Here is a 20,040-nt window from a genome sequence, read left to right as displayed (position 1 = left end):
AAAAACCATGACCGTGCCACTTTTGATCCTGAGCGTGTCGTTCACGCTGTTCCTGCTGCTGGGCGTGCCCGTGGCGTTTTCCATCGGCCTGTCGGCCCTGGCCACCCTGCTGTACGAAGGCTTGCCCCTGGAGGTCGGCTTCCAGCAGATGACCTCGGGCATGGGCATCTTCTCGTTCCTGGCGATTCCGTTCTTCATCTTCGCGGGCGAGCTGATGCTGTACGGCGGCATCGCCGACCGCATCGTCAACTTCGCGCGCAACCTGGTGGGCCACGTGCGCGGCGGGCTGGGCATGTCCAACGTGGTGGCCTGCACGCTGTTCGGCGGCGTCTCGGGCTCGCCGGTGGCGGACGTGTCGGCCATGGGCGCCGTGATGATCCCGATGATGAAGAAGGAGGGCTACCACGCCGACTACGCCGTCAACGTGACGACGCACGCGGCGCTGGTGGGGGCGCTCATGCCCACCAGCCACAACCTCATCATCTATTCGCTGGCGGCCGGCGGCAAGGTGTCCATCGCGGCGCTGATCCTCGCGGCGCTGATTCCCGCGCTGGTGCTCACCATCAGCAACCTGGCCGCGGCCTACCTCGTGGCCGTCAAGCGCGGCTACCCCGCGGGCACGTTCCCGGGCTGGCAGATCGTCGGGCGTTCGTTCGCCGCCGCGCTGCCGGGGCTGTTCATCGTCGTGCTGATCCTGGGGGGCATTCTTTCGGGCATCTTCACCGCCACCGAATCGGCGGCCGTGGCCGTGCTGTATGCGCTGGGCCTGACCGTGTTCCTGTACCGCACGCTGAAGTGGGAGCACTTCATCAAGGCGGCCTCGAAGGCGGTGCGCACCACGGGCGTGATCCTGCTGCTGATCGGCATCTCCAGCACCTTCGGCTACCTCATCAGCCTGTACGGCGTGGCCGAACTCACGGGCCAGATGCTGTCGCAGGTGACCAGCACGCCGTGGGTGATCTTCCTGCTGATCAACATCATCCTGTTCGTGCTGGGCACGTTCCTGGACATGGCGGCCACCATCCTGCTGTGCACGCCGATCTTCCTGCCCATCGCCCAGCACTACGGCATGAGCTCGGTGCAGTTCGGCATCGTCATGCTGATCAACTGCGCGCTGGGCCTGAACACGCCGCCCGTGGGCACCACCCAGTTCGTGGGCTGCGCAATCGGCGGCGTGTCGGTGGGCACGGTGATGCGCACGATCTGGCCTTTCTACGGCGCGCTGATCTTCGCGCTGGCCCTCGTGACCTTCGTGCCGGCCTTCTCGACCTGGCTGCCCAGCATGTTCATGGTGGTCAAGTGACCCCGGAAAGAGAGCGATCCATGGCGATTTCTTCCTCCTTCCTGCGCGCGGTGGCGCTGGCCCCCGTGGCCGCCGCCGCGCTGATGGCGGCCAGCGGCGCGGCCTCGGCCGCCACCTGGGTCTATGTGTCGAACGCCGACAGCCAGGACATCTCGGTGTACGAACTGGACCGCGCCGCCGGCCAACTCCAGCCGGTGGAGACCGTGACCGTGGGCGGCCAGGCCATGCCCATGGCGGTCTCGCCCAACAAGCGCCAGCTGTACGTGGCGCTGCGCTCGCAGCCTTTTCGCGTGGTGACGCTGGCCATCGATCCGGCCAGCGGCCGCCTGAAGAAGCAGGGCGAGGCCGCCCTGGCGGACAGCATGGCCAACATCGACACCGATGCCACCGGCCGCTGGCTGTTCGCCGCGTCCTACCCGGGCCACAAGATCACCGTCAACAGCATCGACAAGGACGGGCTGGTGGGTGCGGTGCAGCAGCTCATTCCCACGGCGCCCAACGCGCACGCCATCCATGCCGACGCGGCCAACCGCTACGTGTTCGCCACCAGCCTGGGTGGTGACCATCTGTCGAGCTGGCGCTTCGACGCCACCACCGGAAAGCTGACCGCCAACGAGCCGGCGCTGACCGCGGTGGCCCCGGAAAAGGCCGGCCCGCGCCACTTCGTCTGGGACAAGGCGCAGCGGTATATGTACGTGGTGGACGAGCTGGACGCGGCCCTGCACGTGATGGCGTACGACGCCGAGCGCGGCACGCTGCGCGAGGTGCAGCGCACCACCACCTTGCCGCCGGGCTTCACCGGCAAGCCCTGGGCGGCCGACCTGCACCTGTCGCCCGATGGGCGCACGCTGTATGCGTCCGAGCGCACGTCGAGCACGCTGTCCTCCTTCCGCGTCGATGCGGCCACCGGGCAGCTCGAGCCGCTCGGTCAGGTGCCGACCGAGAAGTCGCCGCGCGGCTTTGCCGTCGATGCCTCGGGGCGCTTCCTGATCGCGGCGGGGCAGGACTCGCACAGCGTGTCGCTGCACCCCATCGATCCAGCCACCGGCGTGCCGGGCACGCCCACGCGCGTGGCGGCGGGCAAGAACCCCAACTGGGTCGAGATCGTCGACCTGCCGTGAAACATCGACGCCTTGGTGCGTGGGCACGCATGCGCCTGCCCGCCCGCGCGGCTTCGGGACCTGGAGCCCGCCGCGCTTCCTGAAAACACGACCGGAGACAAAACCCATGCAAAGAGCGACACAAGACGCCACCCCCCAGACCCCGCCATCGCGCCGCCGTTTCATGGCCGGCGCGCTGGCCGCCACGGCCACGGGCCTCGCGCAGGCCCAGGCGTTCGACTTCAAGCCGCAGCAGCGCTACCCCGATCCCTCGGTGCAGATCCTGGATCCGTCATTCGCCAAGTACCGCCTGTTCAGCAGCAGCGTGGAGCAGATCGCCACCGGCTTTCGCTGGGTCGAAGGCCCGGTGTGGTTCGGCGATGGGCGCTACCTGCTGTTTTCCGACATTCCCAACAACCGCATCCTGCGCTGGGACGAGGCCACGGGGCAGACCGGCGTGTTCCGCCAGCCCTCCAACTTCTCCAACGGCCTGGGCCGCGACCGCCAGGGCCGGCTGCTGACGTGCGAGCACCTGACCCGCCGCGTGACCCGCACCGAGTACGACGGCAGCATCACCGTGCTGGCCGACCGCTTCGAGGGCAAGCGCCTGAACTCGCCCAATGACATCGTCTGCCCGAGCGACGGCTCGGTCTGGTTCACCGACCCGCCGTTCGGCATCGGCGGCCACTGGGAGGGCGACAAGGCCGTCTCCGAGCTTCCGCATGCGCTGTACCGCATCGATCCTTCCGGCCGGCTGGATCGCGTGCTGGAGGCGCGCTTTCCCAACGGTCTGGCGTTCACGCCGGACGAAAAGCAGCTCTACCTCGTGGCGCGCACGGCCGACAACCGCCGCCAGATCGTGCGCTACGACGTCACCGCCCGCCAGGGTCTGGCCAACCCGACCGTGCTGATCGAGGGCGGGGCGGGCGCGCTGGACGGATTCAAGGTCGATGAAGACGGCAACCTGTGGTGCGGCTGGGGCAGCACGGGCGCGGCCGACTCGGTCGCCGCGGACCTGGACGGCGTGATGGTGTTCAACCCATCCGGCAAGGCCATCGGCCACATCCGCCTGCCCGAGCGTTGCCCGAACCTCGTGTTCGGCGGCCCCAAGAAAAACCGCCTCTTCATGGCCAGCAGCCACTCGATCTATTCGCTCTACGTGGAAACGCGCGGAGCGGTCTGATTTTTCAAAACCAGGAGACAACGCACATGCAACGCAGAACCTTCATCGCCGCCGCGGCCGCTGCGGCCGCCGCCGGCAGCTTCATCGGCCTGCCCGTTTTCGCGCAGGGCACCTGGCCCACCGGCAAGACCATCACCTACCTGGTACCGTTCGCGGCGGGCGGCACCACCGACACGCTGGGCCGGCTGATCAGCCAGCAGCTGGGCACTGCCCTGGGCACGACCGTGGTGGTGGACAACAAGGGCGGGGCGGGCGGCAGCGTCGGCTCGGAAATCGCGGCCCGCGCGGCACCGGACGGCTACACGCTGCTGGGCGGCACCATCAGCTCACACGCCATCAACGTGAGCCTGTACCCGAAGCTGGGCTACGACCCGGTGAAGTCATTCGCGCCCGTCACGCTCATCGGCACCAACCCGGTGGTGCTGGTGGTGGCGGCCAGCAGCCCCTACAAAACCCTGAAGGACGTGCTGGACGCGGCCCGCGGCAAATCGGGCGGCCTGTCGTCCGCCTCGGCCGGCACCGGCACCTCGCAGCATCTGGCGCTGGAGCTGCTGGCCTACAAGTCGGGCGTGAAGTTCACCCACGTGCCGTACAAGGGCAGCGGCCCGGCCATCCAGGACGTGATCGGCGGGCAGGTGGACATGATGTTCGACACCACCGTCGTGGCCGCGCCGCACATCCAGAGCGGCAAGCTGCGCGCCATTGCCGTCACCTCGGCCAAGCGCCTGGGCTCGATGCCCGACGTGCCCACCGTGGCCGAATCCGGCTTGAAGGACCTGGCCGACTTCGAGGTGCAGTCGTGGCAGGCCATCTTCGTACCCGCCGGCACGCCCGAGCCGGTCGTGACCCGCCTGCACACCGAAATCCGCAAGATCCTCGCGCAGCCGGACATGCAGACCCGCCTCAAGAGCTTCGGCATGGAGCCGGCCGACATGACGACCGCGCAGATCGCCACCTTCCAGAAGGCCGAAGTCGCCAAGTGGGCGCAGGTGATCAAGGCCGCCAACATCAAGGTGGACTGACACCGCGCGGTGGCGTGACGCGGCCCGGTGCCCTGGCGCCCGGGCCCGCTGCATGCCGGAGAGGGGAGGGGATGGGAGACCCGTCCGGCGCGTTCGCGTCCATGGCTGACAGGGGCGGTGGTGCCAGCGCGGCACACTGGCCCGCATCGCGGCGCATCCGCCGCGATCGGCACCCCAACACAGCACAGAAGGCAGGTTCTCCCATGCACGCGCGACGCTCCCATCTCCCCCCGTTTTCAACCGCCCGCTGGCCTGTCGCCGTCCTGGGCTGCGCGCTGGCTGGGGCCCTGGCCGGCTGCGGCGATACGGCGCGGCTGCCGCCCGAGGCCGGCGTGGGCCCGTCGCCCACGCTGCCCGAACCCCACAAGACCCTGATCCCCACCGTTCACATCGCACCCGCCAAGGGTTGGCCCGACGGCATGCAGCCCACGCCCATGGCGGGCATGCAGGTCACCGCGCTGGCCAAGGGGCTGGACCATCCGCGCTGGGTGTACGTACTGCCCAACGGCGACGTGCTGGTCGCGGAGAGCAACACGCCGGCCAAGCCCAAGGAAGACCAGGGGCTGGTGAAGAACGTGCGCAACTGGGTCATGGGCAAGGTCATGGGCCGCGCGGGCTCGGGCGCGCCGTCGGCCGACCGCATCACCTTGCTGCGCGACACCGACGGCGATGGCGTTGCGGAAACGCGCAGCGTATTCCTGCAGGGCCTGCATTCCCCGTTCGGCATGGCGCTGGTGGGGGGCGATTTCTACGTCGCCAACACCGATGCGGTGGTGCGCTTTCCTTACACGGCGGGCCAGACCACCATCACCGCGCCCGCCACCAAGGTGGTGGACCTGCCCGGCCTGCCGTTCAACCACCACTGGACCAAGAACCTCATCGCCAGCCCCGACGGCCGCAAGCTCTATGTGACCGTGGGCTCCAACAGCAACGTGGCCGAGAACGGCATCGAGGCCGAGCAAGGCCGCGCCGCCATCTGGGAGGTGGACCGCGCCAGCGGCACCCACCGCATCTTCGCCAGCGGCCTGCGCAATCCGAACGGCCTGGGCTGGGCCCCCGGCAGCGGCGCGCTGTGGACGGTGGTGAACGAACGCGACGAGATCGGCAGCGACCTCGTGCCCGACTACCTCACCTCGGTGAAGGAGGGCGCGTTCTACGGGTGGCCCTACAGCTACTACGGCCAGCATGTGGATGTGCGGGTGAAGCCACCCCAGCCGGACCAGGTCGCCAAGGCCATCGCACCCGACTATGCGCTGGGCAGCCACGTGGCACCGCTGGGGCTGGCCTTCTCGGGCCCGCCCTCGGCCGGCAACGGGTTGCCGCAGCAACTGGCCCAGGGGGCGTTCGTGGGTCTGCACGGCTCGTGGAACCGCAAGCCGCGCAGTGGCTACAAGGTGGTCTTCGTGCCGTTCGAGAACGGCCAGCCCAAGGGCCAGCCGATCGACGTGCTGACCGGATTCCTCAGCCCCGAAGGCGATGCCTATGGCCGTCCCGTCGGCGTGGCGCTGGATGCGCGCGGCGGGCTGCTGGTGGCCGATGACGTGGGCAACGCCATCTGGCGGGTTTCGGGCACGCCCCGATAGGGGATGGTGGAGGCTGCTCAGCGCCAGATCGCCTGAATCGGCACGTCGGCGGGCATCATGTTGATGTACTGCACCAGACGGGGCCGCGCACCGCGGTTGGGGCTGGCGCCGTGGGGCAGCGCCTGTTGCCAGATCACCAGATCGCCGGCCTCCGCGCCGATGGGCCGGGCGCCCAGCACCTGGAAATCCTGCCTGCGCGGATCGGCGTCCGGCGGCAGTCCGGCCAGCCACCTTTCCACCTGGCGGTGAAAGCCCGGCACCACGGTGAGCGCGCCCTGTTCGGGCGGCGTGTCCGTGAGGTACAGGATGCCCTGGGTGCAAAACGGGATGGGTGGCTCCAGGCTCACATCCCAGTGCAGCCCCTGCGCCTGGTAAGGGTGGCCGGGGCGCTCCGGCACATTGAAACCGCAGCGGTCCGTGCTGCGCCACAGGTCGGCGGTGCCCCACAGTTGCGCGAACGCCTTGTGGATGCGCAGCGCCCGGCGGTTCGCGTCGAACGCGGGGTGCTGGAACAGTTGCACCATGATGTTGCGCGGGGCGTTGCGGTACCACGACTCCACATCGTCCGGCGTGGCGCCCACCGCCTCCCACACCACTTGCGCCGCGGCGGCGCTGTCGTCGGGCGCCACGGCCTGCCGCACGATCACGTAGCCGTGCTCGTCCCAGTGCGCCAGGTCGTCGGCATCCAGCACGGGCGGCATGGCGTCGACCTGGGCGTGCAGCCGGGCCACGGCGTCGGGCACCGGCCCGCCGTCCACCAGCGCCTGGATGCGGGCGATGGTGGCGGCATCGGGCGCCCCGGCGGTGCGCACGATCCAGTCCTCGAAGTCCGCGAACTCCGGCGCATGCCACAGCACGTGCTGCATGGTCTGCTCCAGGCCCAGGCCCATTGCCGCGAGCACGATCTGCGTGCGATGGGATTCCGCGTTCTCGCCCGTGGGCAGGCCTTGGCGCGCCGCCATCCAGCGGGACCAGCAGCGCTTGAGGTAGGGCACCTGCAAGGCGCCGCGCTCGCCGGGCGGGCAAAGGGGATCGGCTGGGTTCAATGATGGGGTGGTCATGCTGGGAGTTGTGCTTTCAGTTCCGTGTGAGGGCGACACCGCCTGCCAGGCGCTCCGCGACCGATCGGCGCATCGCGGGCGGTGCGTCGGCGATGCGCTCGGGCCATGCCTGCTGGGCCAGGCGCACCGAGTCGCGCAGCAGCGCAAGATGGCGCGGCGCCCGCAGCAGGCCGGCGGCCTTGATCAGCCCCTCCATGTCGTCCCATGAAAAGGCGCGCAGGGTTTTGTCGATGGCCCGGTTCACCGCGTACTGGCTTTCGGGCATGCCCTCGAAGAACGCGGCGACGCACACGGGGTCGTACAGCGGCGACAGCTGCGGTGCGCGCCCGTCAGGGTAGACCAGCGCCCAGTTCTTGAGGTGCGCATCGGTGTTGCCCATGAGGATGAAGGCGACCATGCGGGCGAGGAACTCGCGGGTGTCGTGCACGGGCTGGTGGCTCAGGCGGTCCAGCACGCGCAGCATGGTGGCGTAGTCATGCAGGATGCCCTTGCCGTACTTTTGCCGCGGCGTGTAGCCCAGCACTTGGTTGAACTCTTCCATGTGCACCCGCTGGCCGCCGGGCAGGTGGTCGAACCGCTGCACGGCCAGGATCTCGTCGAAGGGCACGGCATCGGGCAGATCGGCCTCGGCGCGGGTGATGACATCCGCCTGGGCGCAGTCCAGGCCGAGCGCCCGGCACAGCTGGTAGCCGGCGTGTTCGTTGGCCACCAGGTCGGGGTGGGCGGTGGTGGGCAGCTTCAGGATCACGCTGCCGGCCGCGCCCTTGCGGTGCACGGTGTAGCGCCGCCCTTCCTGCACCGCGCTGAACTTGGTGACCACGCCGGGCAGCGAGGCCGCGTCCTCCACGGGGTATTCGACGAAGCCCGGCTCCAGCACGTCCAGGCCCTGGGTGGTGTGCCAGTGGCGAACCACGTCGGGCACGCCGTCCTGTGCGGGCACGGGCTCCACCTCCAGCGCGCCCATCAGATCGTGGCCCGCGGCGGCCAGCAGCTCGAACTCGTCCTCGGGCGTGCAGCCGCGCTCGCGCGCGAGGCGCTCGCGGTTGTGGCCTTCGGGCAGCAGGTTCTGGAAGTACACCGGCCAGCGGCCATCGGTGCGCACCAGCCGGGCGTCGCGCGCCGAAGCCAGGATCTGCTGCGTGGCGGCCTCGGTCTCGCCCTGAAAGCTGAGCGACAGGGTGGGGCGGCCGGGGTCGTTGATGTAGCTGGCATCGAACGATACGCGCAGGATGTCGCCGTACTGCGAGAGGTAGCCGATCGCCATGCGGCCGGCACCCTGGCCGGCCGGGCGGTGCAGGTACAGGCGCAGGTAGCGGATGGAGGTGCTCATGGCGGGTCAGCCGGCCGCGCTCAGCCTTTTTTGCGCAGGCTGTCGATCACCGAAGGCGGGGCATCCACGCCCTGGGGCTGTCCCAGGAATTTGCCGCCCGACTGGATGAAGGCCTGCAGGCTCGGCCGAAGGGTGCTGGGCACGGCGATGATGTCCATCCCCAGCACGCGGGCCATTTCCGTCAGAGTGGAATAGCGGGGGTCCAGGTCGCCCCCTTCGGTGCGCTGCACCGTCATGCGCGAGAGGCCGGCCCGTTCGGCCAGCTCCGCCTGGGTGAGCTGGCTGGCCTTTCGGGCCACGGTCAGGCTGTGGATCAGATCGTTGGTCATGATCCTGTTTATACTCTTTTTTGGCTAAAAGAGTATTCCAAGTTTCACCTGCCGGTGGTTTGGGTGAATCAGATCGCGGCTTTCACCATAAGACCGCCTCCCCGTAAAGCGCCGGCCCCTCGAGGCCGCCGGCTCAGGCGAACGTGTTGACCTGGGTGCCCAGCGCGCCGGAGGTGGCCAGTGCCGGTTGGGGCATCGATTGCTTCATCGATTCGATCAGCAAGGTGGCGGAGGCCTCTTGCGTGTCCAGCGCCTTTTTCAGCACCCGGATGTTCAGGGCATCGGAATTCTTCTGGCTGGCCATGGCCGTTGCGGTGTTGACGACCGACTGGGAAAGCGCGACATCCATGGGGTGCTCCTGTTGGGGCCTCGGGGCGAGGCGAAGGCAAAGACCCCTCCTTTTTCGGCACCCCCGCCCGGAACTGAAGCCCGGGTGGGTGCGGAATATTCAATCGAGCGCGCTGGCCCCATAGGCGGAGCAGGCCGACAGGTCCGAAGCGCTGCCGCTGGGCAGGTGCGAAGCCGCATCGCGCAGCGCGGTGCGCAGGCCTTCCTCCAGGACCGGGTGGTAGAACGGCATGCGCAGCAGGTCCTGCACCGTGAGCGACCGGTCGATGGCCAGCGCCAGCAGATGCGCCATGTGCTCTCCGCTGGGGGCGCAAAGCTCCGAGCCCAGGATGCGGCCGCTTTCGCGCTCCGCATACACGTTCAGGCGGCCCTGGTTGTGCTGTGCCACGCGCGCGCGGCCCTGGCGGGAGAAATCCACCGAGCCCGTCACGAATTCGCCTTCTTTCAGGTCCTTCCAGGCCTGGCCGATCACCGCCGCGTTGGGCTGGGTGAACACGATGGACAGCGGCGTGCGACGGCGAAAGCATTGCGGCTCGGGTGCCATGGCGTTCAGGGCGGCCATGTGGCCCTCGTCGGAGGCCTCGTGCAGCAGCGGCCGGCGGTCGTCTGCATCGCCGGCCATGAACACGGGCAGGTCCGCGATCTGCATGGTGCGCGCATCCACGGGCGGCTTGCCGTGCGCGTCCAGGGGGATGCCCAGGGTATCGAGGCCGAGGTGTTCGATGTTCGGCCGCCGCCCCATGGCCGCCAGCACCTGGTCCACCACCACCGTGGTGCTGCCGTTGCTGACCTCGATGCCGCCCGGCACTTCGCGCAAGCGGGCCTCCTCGCCCACGCTGACGACGAATTCGTCTTTCAGCACGCCCTGGAGCGCACCGAGGATGTCGGGATCGGACAGCCCGGCCAGCGATGGCCCGGTCGAGAACGCCGCCACTTCCACGCCCAGCCGCGACAGGGCCTGCGCCAGTTCCGCGCCCAGCGGTCCCAGCCCGATGACCGCCACGCGCGGCCCCAGGGTGGGCTGCTCGAAGAGGGTGTCGGTGGTCAGGATGCGGTCGCCGAACGCCAGCCATTCCTCGGGAATGATGGGGCGCGAGCCGGTGGCGATGATGACGCTGCGGGCATGGTAGGTCTTGCCTCCCACTTCCACCGTGCCCGGGCCGCGCAGCCGCGCGTGGCCCGAAATGCCCTGGTCGCCGACCGCCGATGCCTTCTCGGTGCCCGCCACGAACTCGTCGCGCAGGGCGCGCACGCGCTCCAGCACGGCAGGCATGTCGACGGAGAGGCCGTCCCCGCCGCGCAGGCCGAAGGTGTCGAATGCGTGGCGCCGGTGGTAGGCGTTGGCCGCTTCGATCAGCATCTTGGAGGGCATGCAGCCCACCCGCGCGCAGGTGGTCCCCCAGGGGCCATCGTTGACGATCCGCACGCGGTCGGTGCGTTTGCGAACCTCGCGCAACGCGGCAAGGCCTGCCGATCCCGCGCCGATGATGATGGCGTCCAGGGGTGGGCTCATGGGTCGATCTCCTCAGGGGTGGCGAATGGCTGAGTGTCCCCGGGCCGCAGGGTGGGGCCTGTAGGTGCAGGGCACTTTCGGCGCAGGCGATGGCGGCGCTACGGCGCGATCCAGCCGATCCGGCCCTGGCAGGCGTCGTTCAGCCGCTGCACGAACGCCGCCTCCTGCGGCTGAGGCAACTGGATGCGCACGGCCACCAGCGAGCCGTGGGCCACCTCGCCCAGCGTGGCGCCGGCCGCCTCGACCTCGCGGCGCACCAGGCCCTCCAGGGCGTAGGGCACCTCGCACTGCAGCACCACCATGCGCTGCAGCGGCACCTTCTCGGCCGGCAGCAGCGCCTGCGCGATGGTGTCGGTGTAGGCCCGCACCAGCCCGCCCGCACCCAGCTTGACGCCGCCGAAATAGCGCACCACGGTGGCCAGCACGCCTTCGAGGTCCTGGTGGCGCAGCACCTCCAGCATCGGCCGGCCCGCGGTGCCGCCGGGTTCGCCGTCGTCCACCGCGGCCGACTGGCCGCCCGCCAGCAGCGCCCAGCAGACGTGCGCGGCACCGGGGTGCTGCTGCCACAGCGCATCGACGGTGGCCTGGGCCGACGCGCGGTCCGCCATGGGCTGCACGCAGCCGATGAACCGGCTTTTCTTGATGACCAGTTCGCTGTGGGTGGGGGTTCGCACGGTGTAGGGCATGGGCGGCGGAGCTTAACTGCACGCCGGCTCCATGGACGGCGTTCGGCACAAGGCTTGATGCACCTCAAGGCGCTGCAGGCGCCCCGCGCATACGCTCCCTGCATCGCGCTGTTGCTTCGCCCGGCTGCATGGAGCAGCCCGGCAACGCCAGGCACACGGACCTGTTTTACGAAGAAGGAAGACCTCATGGCAAACCACTGGAAATTCGCGGCGCTGGCCCTGGTATTGGCGGCTGGCCCCACCTGGGCCGCCGACTGCACGGCCGAGATCGAAGGCAACGATGCGATGCAATTCAACAAGGCGACCCTCGCGGTGCCGCAAAGCTGCAAGCAATTCACCGTCAAGCTCAAGCACGTGGGCAAGCTCCCGAAGACCGCCATGGGCCACAACTGGGTGCTGAGCAAGGCCGCCGACCTGCAGGCCGTGGCCACGGATGGCATCGCCGCCGGGGCCGCCAAGAACTACGTGAAGGACGCGGATGCCCGGGTGATCGCGCACACCAAGATCGTGGGCGGTGGCGAAAGCGATTCGGTGACGTTCTCCACCCAGGCGCTCAAGGCCGGCGAGTCGTATGCCTATTTCTGCTCCTTTCCCGGCCATTCCGCGCTGATGAAGGGCACGCTGACGCTGGCGAAATAACCCTTCGCTTCCCGACGGTGTGGCCGTTGGCACACAAAGGGCTCCCTTTTCGGCGGGCCCTTTTTCGTTGACACGAAACAGTCACCCCGCCGCCATACGCTGGCGGCAACCCCGCATGAAAAGGACCCGCCATGCTTGCCGCTGCGCTGACCCACGTGATGAACGCCATGGTGTTTCCCGCTGCCCTGGCCGGTGCCAACGGGCCGGGCCGCGTGGAGGAGGGCGCCTTGGCCGCTATTCCTACCGCCTGGACCGCCAGAGCCACCGAACTGCACTCGCCCTACGGCGAGCCGCCCGCACCGGATCTGGACCAGCGGGTGCGTGCCTCCGGCGAATGGTGACGGGCCGATCGGGGCCCGCCACGCCGCGCACCGAGACCGCCGCCAGGCCGCTCGCCACCCGCGGCTGACCCCCTGCGGCGCAGGGCGCGGGCACGCGCCTTGGCCCTCGGTTTCGACAGGAAAGGCCCGAAAGCCTAAAATCGCGGCTTCCCCACGCCTTGCCCTCCATGAACGCCCCCGTTGACGTTTCCTTTTTCGCGCGCGCCGCGAAGCCGCTGACCAGCTATCGCCCCTATTGGGCGAAACGCTTCGGCACGGCCCCGTTCCTGCCCATGAGCCGCACCGAGATGGAGCGCCTCGGCTGGGACAGCTGCGACGTGATCCTGGTGACGGGCGATGCCTACGTCGACCACCCCAGCTTCGGCATGGCCGTGATCGGCCGCACGCTGGAGGCGCAGGGCTTTCGCGTGGGCATCATCGCCCAGCCCGACTGGCAGAGCGCCGATGCCTTCAAGGCCCTGGGCCGCCCGAACCTGTTCTGGGGCGTGACGGCGGGCAACATGGATTCCATGATCAACCGGTACACCGCCGACCGGAAGATCCGCAGCGACGACGCCTACACTCCTGGCGACGTGGGCGGCAAGCGCCCCGACCGCGCGGCCATCGTGTACAGCCAGCGCTGCCGCGAGGCCTACAAGGACGTGCCCATCGTGCTGGGCGGCATCGAAGGCAGCCTGCGCCGGATCGCCCACTACGACTACTGGAGCGACAAGGTGCGCCGCTCCATCGTGGTGGACGCCAAGTGCGATCTGCTGCTGTACGGCAACGCCGAACGCGCGCTCGTCGAAGTGGCCCACCGCCTGGCCGCGCGCGAGCCCGTGGAGCAGATCACCGACGTGCGCGGCACCGCCTTCGTGCGCCGCTCCGACGACGAAACCGGCCAGGGCTGGTTCGAGATCGACTCCACCAGCGTGGACGAGCCCGGCCGCGTCGAGGCGCACGTCAACCCCTACATGACGACCAGCGAGCAGGCCGCCGCCCAAGGCAGCACCTGCAGCAAGTAGGATGCTCCTGATTCGATAGCATCCATGCCAATGGATACTGGGGCGCAAGGGCAAAATGGCTCGAAATCCGCCGAGCCCAACCCCGCCATCCAGCCGATGCTGTTCGTGGCCAACCCGAACCTCAAGGCCAAGCTCAAGGTGCCGCCGCGCGAGCGCAGCGTGATCCGCCTGCCCAGCTACGAGCAGGTCAGGAGCGACCCGGTGCTCTACGCCCACGCCAACCGGGTACTGCATCTCGAGACCAACCCCGGCAACGCCCGTGCCCTGGTGCAGGCCCACGGCGAAGGCCCGACGGCGCGCGATGTGTGGATCAACCCGCCGCCCATCCCGCTGACCACGGCCGAGATGGACTACGTGTTCGATCTGCCCTACGCGCGCGGCCCGCATCCGAGCTACGCCGACGAGAACGGCAGCCACGACGGCGTGACCAAGATCCCGGCGTGGGAGATGATCCGCTTCAGCGTGAACATCATGCGCGGCTGCTTCGGCGGCTGCACCTTCTGCTCGATCACCGAGCACGAGGGCCGCATCATCCAGAGCCGCTCCGAGGACTCCATCATCCAGGAGATCGAGGACATCCGCGACAAGGTGAGCGGCTTCACCGGCACCATCTCCGACTTAGGCGGCCCCACGGCCAACATGTACCGGCTGGGCTGCAAGAGCCCTGAGATCGAGGCCGCGTGCCGCAAGCCCAGTTGCGTGTACCCGGGCATCTGCCAGAACCTCACGACCGACCACGGCCCGCTCATCAAGATCTACCGCCGCGGCCGCGCGCTCAAGGGCATCAAGAAGATCCTGATCGGCTCCGGCCTGCGCTACGACCTGGCCGTGAAGTCGCCCGAATACGTGAAGGAGCTGGTGCAGCACCACGTGGGCGGCTACCTCAAGATCGCTCCCGAGCACACCGAGCAGGGTCCGCTCACCAAGATGATGAAGCCGGGCATCGGCAGCTATGACAAGTTCAAGCAGATGTTCGAGCAGTTCAGCGAAGAGGCGGGCAAGAAGCAGTTCCTGATCCCGTACTTCATCGCCGCGCACCCGGGCACGAGCGACGAGGACATGATGCACCTGGCCATCTGGCTCAAGAAGAACGGCTTTCGTGCCGACCAGGTGCAGACCTTCTACCCGAGCCCCATGGCCACGGCCACGGCCATGTACCACTCGGGCAAGAACCCGCTGCGCAAGATCGGCCGCGACAGCGAGGCGGTGGACATCGTGCGCGGCGAAAAGCGCCGGCGCCTGCACAAGGCCTTCCTGCGCTACCACGATCCCAACAACTGGCCGCTGCTGCGCGAGGCGCTGAAGACCATGGGCCGGGCCGACCTGATCGGCAACGGCAAGCACCACCTGATCCCGACCTTCCAGCCGATGACGGACGGCAGCTACCAGAGCGCGCGCCGAAAGAACAGCACCGTGGCCCCGGTGGCGCCACAACGCAAGGCACCGCCGGCCAAGGGCGTGGCGTTCAACAAGGCCGCGCAGCAGCCCGTGGTCGGCCGCATGCTGACCCAGCACACCGGCCTGCCGCCCCGCGCCGGCCTAGCCGGCGGCACCCCTTCCGGTAAAACGTTCCGCAAGGGGCGCTGAGCCCTCCGGCGCCGCCGCGCCCGGCCCGCCCGCCGGGGGCGTGCCCTGGACGGCGGCCCGTGGCATCGGCTCCGGGCGGCTGATGGCATGGCCCTGTGCATGGTCCACGCCCATGGCGCGCAGCGCCTCCACGATGGCCGGCGTCTCGGCGAACTCGGCGATCGTCTGCTTGCCCATCACGTGGCCGATGTGGTTGACCATCTCCACCATCGCCCGGTTGGCCGGGTCCTCCAGCATGTCGCGCACCAGGGCGCCGTCGATCTTGAGATAGTCCACCGGCAGATGCCGCAGATAGGTGAACGAAGACATGCCCGCGCCAAAGTCGTCCAGCGCGAAATGGCAGCCCTGCTGCTTGAGCTCGCGGATCAGGCGGATCGCGTTGGGCAGGTGGGCGATGGCAGCGGTCTCGGTCACCTCAAAGCACAGCTGGTTGGCCTGAACGCCGTAGCGGGCCATCTGGTCGCGCAGGTACTCCAGCAGGCTCTCGTCGCCCACGCTGGTGCCGGACAGGTTGATGGCGCACAGCGTGATGGGCCGCTCATGCGGCTGCTGCCGGCGGCGCTCGGCCAGTGCGGCAAAGGTGTGCTCGACCACCCACCGGTCCAGGGCCTGTGCGAGGCCGAAGCGCTCTGCGGCTGGCACGAATTCGCCAGGGAAGATCGCCTGGCCGCCGTCCCCCTGCAGGCGCAGCAGCACCTCCACATGAATGCCGCCGTCGTTCGGCGCCCGCAGCGGGGCGATCTCCTGCATGTAGAGCTGGAAGCGGTCCTGCTCCAGCGCCTGGCGAATGCGCTGCACCCAGTGCATGTCGTCCAGGTGGCGCGACATGGCCGCGTCCTGTGGCTGGTAGACATAGACCGTGTTGCGCCCGCGCTCCTTGGCGCCGTAGCAGGCCATGTCGGCCACGCGCAGCACCTCCTGCAGGCTGGTGAGGTCGGCCGTCAGGTGCACGAGACCGATGCTCAGGCCCGTGCGCAGGGTGCGGGCACCCCAGGGCAACCGCAGCTCCTGCGCATGGTGGCGGATCTGCTCGGCGATCCGCTCGGCCACCTCCTGGGGGCAATCGTGCAGCAGCACACCGAACTCGTCCCCGCCCAGCCGCGCCAGCGTGTCGCCCTCTCGCAGGCCGCGCTGCAACATGCGGCAGACCTCGCGCAGCATCTCGTCGCCCGCGGGGTGGCCGCAGGTGTCATTGATCACCTTGAACTGGTCCAGATCGATGTACAGCAGCGCACCCGCCACCTCGGAGGACCGCGGCCGCGCCAGCATCTGGCCCAGGCGCCGCTCGAACTCGCGCCGGTTCGCCAGGCCGGTGAGCGTGTCGTGGCTGGCCTGCCACGCAAGCTGCTCCAGATACTGCTGCTCGCGCGTCACGTCGTGCAGCACCAGCACGGCGCCGGCCAACTGGCCCTGGTTCATCAGCGGCGATCCCACCAAAGTGACGGGCACCGTGCTGCCGTCCGGCCGCACGATGCGGTGCGGGTGTTCGTCGTGCAGCCCGACGGTGCCGTGCAGCGCGCGCTCGAGCAGTTGGGTGATGCTGCTGCCGTGGGTGGCGGGTGGCTCGGCGCTGCCGGTGGCCTTGGCGCCGTCTGGGGGGCCCGTGTGCAGCAGTTGCGCCAGCGGCATCCCAAGGCTGTCCTGGCCGGCGCGGGCCAGCAGGCTTTCCGCGGCGGGGTTCATGTAGCGCACGTTGCCGTGCAGATCGGTGGTGACGATGCCGTCGCCGATGGCCGCCAGGGTGGTATGCGCCTGTTCGCGCTCGGCCTCCAGCGTGGCCTCGACCTGGCGGCGTTGTCCCATCAACTGGCGGGTGTGCGCCAGGGTCAGGGCGATCAGCGCAAGCACCGTGGCCACGTTCAGCCACAGGAGCCACCCCATGATGCGCCGCGAGCTGTCGCCCATCGCCGCGCTGAAGTCGGTGGCGGCCGGCGTGACGCCGACGTCGATCTCATCGACCTGACGCTGCCAGCGCTGCACCATGTCGGGCGTCACGCCCCCGGCCACATAGCCGGCACGGATCTCGCGCGACAGGGCGTCCAGCCGCTGCAGGTATTCGTCGCCCAGCATCCAGTGCCGGATGGGCTCGCGCAGGATGTCGTGGTCCCGGAACAGGTGGAGCATCCAGATCAGCCCCGTCACGTCGCTCGGGTGGTTGCCGCCGCGCAGGAACGCGTCGCGGGCGCCGGCCAGATCGGGCTCGGGGGCCTCGATGAGCAACCGTGCCTCCCGGTCGGCCAGGGGAATCTGCAAGGCCTGCTGGAACTGCTCGTACAAGCGCCCCTCGCCCGTGGCGACGTATTGGCCCAGGTGGTGGATGGCGTCCTTCTGGCCCTTGGTCCACTGGCTCTCGCCTGCGACGAACGCGCGCACGGTGGACAGCACGTACAGGCTGGCGGAGGCCACGACGGCCTGCAGGATCAGGATCGCAATGAAGGGCCCGGTGAGGCCGGACGTCCACGGGCGCCGACGGTTTCCTTGCAGGGGAGTCGGCGTGTCCATGCAGTCACCAGGAAGGAATGCCGATGTTCGGTGGCGGGCGGCGCCAGCCCTGCGGGAAGGCCATGCCCGGCGCCCCCATCGTGAGAGGGGCGCATCCGGCAGACGACGCGGTGAGGCAGGCCATGGCGAACTATATCGGCAGGGGCGCCAAAGTCCAAGGTGCCTTGCCGGTCAGTCCGGTGCATGCTGCTCGCCCGGTCAGGGCACGGGCTGCGGGATCAGGTCCTCGATGATGAGCCGGCGGTAATAGAAGGCGGCTTGCGCGCCGTGCGGCTCCAGCGCGGCCTGCAGGGTTTCCGCGTCGTCGTCGTCACCCACCTTGACCAGCAGGCCATGGTGCCCGGCCGCGGCCAGGTCGGAGATGCGGCGAACGATGGTGCCTTCCGCGCCCACCGAGGGCAGGGGGGTGTCGGCATTGCCCAGCGTTCGCACCACATGCTGCAGGATGGCGTCCGGCGTGGCGTGGGAGATGTCGGTGCGTTCGCCGTCGGCCCCCAGGGCTTCGGCGGCATCGCGGGCGTGGGCCTCGTCGGGAAAGAGGGCGAAGACATGGCCGGTGGGGTAGAAGGTGCCGGCCGAGGACGTCATGTCCGGGTCGAGGACAAAGGGCTTCATGGGGTTCCTCTCGCTGTGGATTCAGCGGCCATTGGGCCCGGGCCCGGACGCCGGCGCTGTAGGGCGGGGCAAGGCCGCCGTGTGGGACGCGTCCCAGTCGGGCGTTGCCGGACTGGCGCAGACCCGGCATCGAAACGGCCTGCGGCGCAATGAAATCGCCGGCATGCCGCTACTAAAAACGTAGCAATATGCCCGACTGATGGGCCAGCACCGCGGCCAGCGCGGCGCAGTGCACGGCGACGGTGAGCCAGTAGACCGCGCGGAACGATGCCTTGCTCGACTTGTGCCGCAGCCACTGCTGTGCCCACCAAGCGGTCGGCCAGCCGCCCAGCACGGCGAGCAGATGCAGCCGCTGCTCGCTGGTGCGCCATCCCCCGCTGCGTGCGGCGTCCTTGTCGCTGGCATACACGGCGAAGGTCACCACGTTGACGGCCACCAGGGCCGCCAGCCATCCCATGGAGATTCTCTGCGTCCAGACGCCCCAGGCCACGAGCGCCAGCCACGCGACCATCCACGCATAGGCCACGCCATGGTTCGCGGAGCGGGCATCGCGCGAAGGGGGGCGCCGCCGGGCCGGTGGCGGCGCAGCGGCGCGTGCCTGGGCGCCTCCGGCGGGCCCACGCTGGTGCGTTTGCCGGGGCGGTGCGCGGCCAGGATCAGTCCGGGCGGGCGGGGCCGATGCCGGGGACGGGGGGCGCGGCCCGCGTCGCGCCACCAGCTGAGGACCTCCACCCGCCTGAAACGGCCCGTGGGCGGCCCGCACAGCCATCGCCCGCGGCCCTTTTCCGCCCACGTGGATTTCCTCGTACACCACGGCCAGGCCGGGCCGCGGCTCCGACAGGCCCTGCAGGTCCCGCACATGAAAGAACACATCCACGCCCGTATCGCCGCTGCGCAGAAAGCCGAATCCGCGCGTGGCGTCCCAGCGCAGCACCGTGCCTTGCTTTTGCATCGTTCAGTCCAGCGTGTGCAGGGGGATGTCCTCTCCCGTGGCCAGCCCGTCGAGCGTGGCGCGCGTCTGCACCTGCAAGAACGCTGCGATCGCGGCATGGGTGCCGGGCGACCGGGGATCGGCCTCTGGCGGCAACCCTGCCGCCCGGGCCAGGCGCGCGAAGAAATGCGGCTCCAGTGCCGCCACCGCCACCCGCCCGTCGACGCACGAATAGACCCGGTAGCCCGCATGCGCGCCGCCCACATCGCCATCCGGCAGGGTCAGGCCCCAGTCGCGTGGCTGGGCCAGCCACTCGGCGGCGTCCGACAGGGCCACGTCGATGCACGTGCCCTGGCCGGACGCGGCGCGCGCCAACTGCACCTGCAGCACGGCCTCGCTGGCCATGAGGGCGCCGCCCATGTCGGCATACAGCGTGGGCGGCAGCGTGGTGCCGGTGACCAGCCCTGCATCGGCGAGGTAGGTGAGATCGTGCCCCGGCTCTTCCGCGCGGCTGCCCGGCGCGCCCACGATGCGAACCATCGACAGCCGGGGGTGGCGCGCGTGCAGCGCGTCCCAGCCCAGCCCGAGCTTGGCCAGCGCCGACGGCCGAAACGAGGTGATGAGCACATCGGTGCGCGCCAGTTCCGCCTGCAGCACGGCCTGGCCCGCATCCGTCTTGAGGTGGGCGTGCACCACGCGGACCTGGGCATGCATCGCCGCGTAGGCGGGCGGGCTGTACATCGCCATCGGGTCCGCGCTGGAATGGCCGTCGGGCGGTGGCGGCTCCAGCTTCGTGCATTCGGCGCCCAGGCGCTGGCAGCGCAGCAGGGCGGCGGGGCCGGGCAGGTTCAGCGCCAGGCTCAGGAGCCGGACGCCACGCAGGGGCAGCAGGGAAGGTGCAGTCATGGGCGGAAGGCGAGGTGAATGGAAAGCGCGGCGCGGGGTGGAACAATGCATGGCCCG

General features: G+C 69.4%; 17 protein-coding genes and 1 pseudogene. 8 read left to right on the top strand and 10 right to left on the bottom strand.

The window, feature by feature from the left end:
• Nucleotides 1–7: 7 nt before the first annotated feature.
• From AVME950_RS01325 to AVME950_RS01305, 5 genes are all read left to right on the top strand, one after another.
• Nucleotides 8–1,303, top strand: coding sequence for a TRAP transporter large permease (locus tag AVME950_RS01325; protein ID WP_272569102.1), 1,296 nt, complete (start codon nt 8–10; stop codon nt 1,301–1,303).
• A gap of 20 nt (nt 1,304–1,323) precedes the next feature.
• Nucleotides 1,324–2,424, top strand: a complete 1,101-nt coding sequence (locus AVME950_RS01320; protein ID WP_284428459.1) for a lactonase family protein — start codon at nt 1,324–1,326, stop codon at nt 2,422–2,424.
• 106 nt (nt 2,425–2,530) lie between these two features.
• A complete protein-coding gene (locus AVME950_RS01315) occupies nt 2,531–3,586 on the top strand; it encodes an SMP-30/gluconolactonase/LRE family protein (RefSeq protein ID WP_502869342.1) in 1,056 nt (351 codons plus the stop codon).
• A 26-nt stretch (nt 3,587–3,612) separates the two neighbouring features.
• Nucleotides 3,613–4,608 carry a Bug family tripartite tricarboxylate transporter substrate binding protein gene (locus tag AVME950_RS01310; protein ID WP_284428458.1) on the top strand — a complete coding sequence of 332 codons (996 nt, stop codon included), beginning with the start codon at nt 3,613–3,615 and terminating at the stop codon, nt 4,606–4,608.
• A 203-nt stretch (nt 4,609–4,811) separates the two neighbouring features.
• A complete protein-coding gene (locus AVME950_RS01305; protein WP_284428457.1) occupies nt 4,812–6,191 on the top strand; it encodes a PQQ-dependent sugar dehydrogenase in 1,380 nt (459 codons plus the stop codon).
• A gap of 17 nt (nt 6,192–6,208) precedes the next feature.
• Here the strand turns inward: AVME950_RS01305 and AVME950_RS01300 are convergent, their stop codons facing one another.
• The 6 genes from AVME950_RS01300 to AVME950_RS01275 form a co-directional block, all read right to left on the bottom strand.
• Nucleotides 6,209–7,252: a phytanoyl-CoA dioxygenase family protein gene (locus tag AVME950_RS01300; protein ID WP_284428456.1), complete on the bottom strand. Its 1,044-nt coding sequence runs from the start codon at nt 7,250–7,252 to the stop codon at nt 6,209–6,211.
• 16 nt (nt 7,253–7,268) lie between these two features.
• Nucleotides 7,269–8,582: a type II toxin-antitoxin system HipA family toxin gene (locus AVME950_RS01295; protein WP_284428455.1), complete on the bottom strand. Its 1,314-nt coding sequence runs from the start codon at nt 8,580–8,582 to the stop codon at nt 7,269–7,271.
• Nucleotides 8,583–8,602: 20 nt separating this feature from the next.
• A complete protein-coding gene (locus AVME950_RS01290; protein WP_284428454.1) occupies nt 8,603–8,911 on the bottom strand; it encodes a helix-turn-helix domain-containing protein in 309 nt (102 codons plus the stop codon).
• 133 nt (nt 8,912–9,044) lie between these two features.
• Nucleotides 9,045–9,260, bottom strand: coding sequence for a YjfB family protein (locus tag AVME950_RS01285; protein WP_272569111.1), 216 nt, complete (start codon nt 9,258–9,260; stop codon nt 9,045–9,047).
• 99 nt (nt 9,261–9,359) lie between these two features.
• Entirely contained in the window at nt 9,360–10,772 is a 1,413-nt protein-coding gene (locus AVME950_RS01280) for a dihydrolipoyl dehydrogenase (RefSeq protein ID WP_284428453.1), read from the bottom strand.
• Nucleotides 10,773–10,870: 98 nt separating this feature from the next.
• Nucleotides 10,871–11,458, bottom strand: coding sequence for an IMPACT family protein (locus AVME950_RS01275; RefSeq protein WP_284428452.1), 588 nt, complete (start codon nt 11,456–11,458; stop codon nt 10,871–10,873).
• A gap of 186 nt (nt 11,459–11,644) precedes the next feature.
• On the opposite strand from AVME950_RS01275, the gene azu reads away from it, so the two are divergent.
• From azu to AVME950_RS01260, 3 genes and pseudogenes are all read left to right on the top strand, one after another.
• Entirely contained in the window at nt 11,645–12,097 is a 453-nt protein-coding gene (gene azu, locus AVME950_RS01270; RefSeq protein ID WP_284412969.1) for an azurin, read from the top strand.
• Between the two features lie 131 nt (nt 12,098–12,228).
• Entirely contained in the window at nt 12,229–12,438 is a 210-nt protein-coding gene (locus AVME950_RS01265) for a hypothetical protein (protein WP_284401284.1), read from the top strand.
• 167 nt (nt 12,439–12,605) lie between these two features.
• A pseudogene (locus AVME950_RS01260) lies at nt 12,606–15,029 on the top strand (YgiQ family radical SAM protein).
• Here AVME950_RS01260 and AVME950_RS01255 read toward each other — a convergent pair.
• The 4 genes from AVME950_RS01255 to AVME950_RS01240 form a co-directional block, all read right to left on the bottom strand.
• Complete coding sequence (locus AVME950_RS01255) at nt 14,982–17,531, bottom strand: EAL domain-containing protein (RefSeq protein ID WP_284428451.1); 2,550 nt, start codon at nt 17,529–17,531, stop codon at nt 14,982–14,984. The pseudogene AVME950_RS01260 and the gene AVME950_RS01255 overlap by 48 nt on opposite strands.
• Nucleotides 17,532–17,729: 198 nt before the next feature.
• Nucleotides 17,730–18,146 (bottom strand): hypothetical protein, encoded by a 417-nt coding sequence (locus AVME950_RS01250; RefSeq protein WP_272569117.1) that lies wholly within the window; start codon nt 18,144–18,146, stop codon nt 17,730–17,732.
• A gap of 172 nt (nt 18,147–18,318) precedes the next feature.
• Nucleotides 18,319–19,098, bottom strand: coding sequence for a cold shock and DUF1294 domain-containing protein (locus tag AVME950_RS01245; protein WP_284428450.1), 780 nt, complete (start codon nt 19,096–19,098; stop codon nt 18,319–18,321).
• A 3-nt stretch (nt 19,099–19,101) separates the two neighbouring features.
• Nucleotides 19,102–19,983: a CoA transferase gene (locus tag AVME950_RS01240; RefSeq protein WP_284428449.1), complete on the bottom strand. Its 882-nt coding sequence runs from the start codon at nt 19,981–19,983 to the stop codon at nt 19,102–19,104.
• Between the last annotated feature and the right edge of the window lie 57 nt (nt 19,984–20,040).

Origin of the sequence: Acidovorax sp. SUPP950, assembly GCF_030158935.1 — a bacterium.
Classification (GTDB): domain Bacteria; phylum Pseudomonadota; class Gammaproteobacteria; order Burkholderiales; family Burkholderiaceae_C; genus Paracidovorax.
This window is presented reverse-complemented; position numbering and strand designations above follow the sequence as displayed.

Coding starts and splice junctions, on each gene's coding strand:
- AVME950_RS01325 (WP_272569102.1), top strand. CDS start 8: ATGACCGTGCCACTTTTGATCCTGAGCGTGTCGTTCACGCTGTTCCTG.
- AVME950_RS01320 (WP_284428459.1), top strand. CDS start 1,324: ATGGCGATTTCTTCCTCCTTCCTGCGCGCGGTGGCGCTGGCCCCCGTG.
- AVME950_RS01315 (WP_502869342.1), top strand. CDS start 2,531: ATGCAAAGAGCGACACAAGACGCCACCCCCCAGACCCCGCCATCGCGC.
- AVME950_RS01310 (WP_284428458.1), top strand. CDS start 3,613: ATGCAACGCAGAACCTTCATCGCCGCCGCGGCCGCTGCGGCCGCCGCC.
- AVME950_RS01305 (WP_284428457.1), top strand. CDS start 4,812: ATGCACGCGCGACGCTCCCATCTCCCCCCGTTTTCAACCGCCCGCTGG.
- AVME950_RS01300 (WP_284428456.1), bottom strand. CDS start 7,252: ATGACCACCCCATCATTGAACCCAGCCGATCCCCTTTGCCCGCCCGGC.
- AVME950_RS01295 (WP_284428455.1), bottom strand. CDS start 8,582: ATGAGCACCTCCATCCGCTACCTGCGCCTGTACCTGCACCGCCCGGCC.
- AVME950_RS01290 (WP_284428454.1), bottom strand. CDS start 8,911: ATGACCAACGATCTGATCCACAGCCTGACCGTGGCCCGAAAGGCCAGC.
- AVME950_RS01285 (WP_272569111.1), bottom strand. CDS start 9,260: ATGGATGTCGCGCTTTCCCAGTCGGTCGTCAACACCGCAACGGCCATG.
- AVME950_RS01280 (WP_284428453.1), bottom strand. CDS start 10,772: ATGAGCCCACCCCTGGACGCCATCATCATCGGCGCGGGATCGGCAGGC.
- AVME950_RS01275 (WP_284428452.1), bottom strand. CDS start 11,458: ATGCCCTACACCGTGCGAACCCCCACCCACAGCGAACTGGTCATCAAG.
- azu (WP_284412969.1), top strand. CDS start 11,645: ATGGCAAACCACTGGAAATTCGCGGCGCTGGCCCTGGTATTGGCGGCT.
- AVME950_RS01265 (WP_284401284.1), top strand. CDS start 12,229: ATGCTTGCCGCTGCGCTGACCCACGTGATGAACGCCATGGTGTTTCCC.
- AVME950_RS01255 (WP_284428451.1), bottom strand. CDS start 17,531: ATGGACACGCCGACTCCCCTGCAAGGAAACCGTCGGCGCCCGTGGACG.
- AVME950_RS01250 (WP_272569117.1), bottom strand. CDS start 18,146: ATGAAGCCCTTTGTCCTCGACCCGGACATGACGTCCTCGGCCGGCACC.
- AVME950_RS01245 (WP_284428450.1), bottom strand. CDS start 19,098: ATGCAAAAGCAAGGCACGGTGCTGCGCTGGGACGCCACGCGCGGATTC.
- AVME950_RS01240 (WP_284428449.1), bottom strand. CDS start 19,983: ATGACTGCACCTTCCCTGCTGCCCCTGCGTGGCGTCCGGCTCCTGAGC.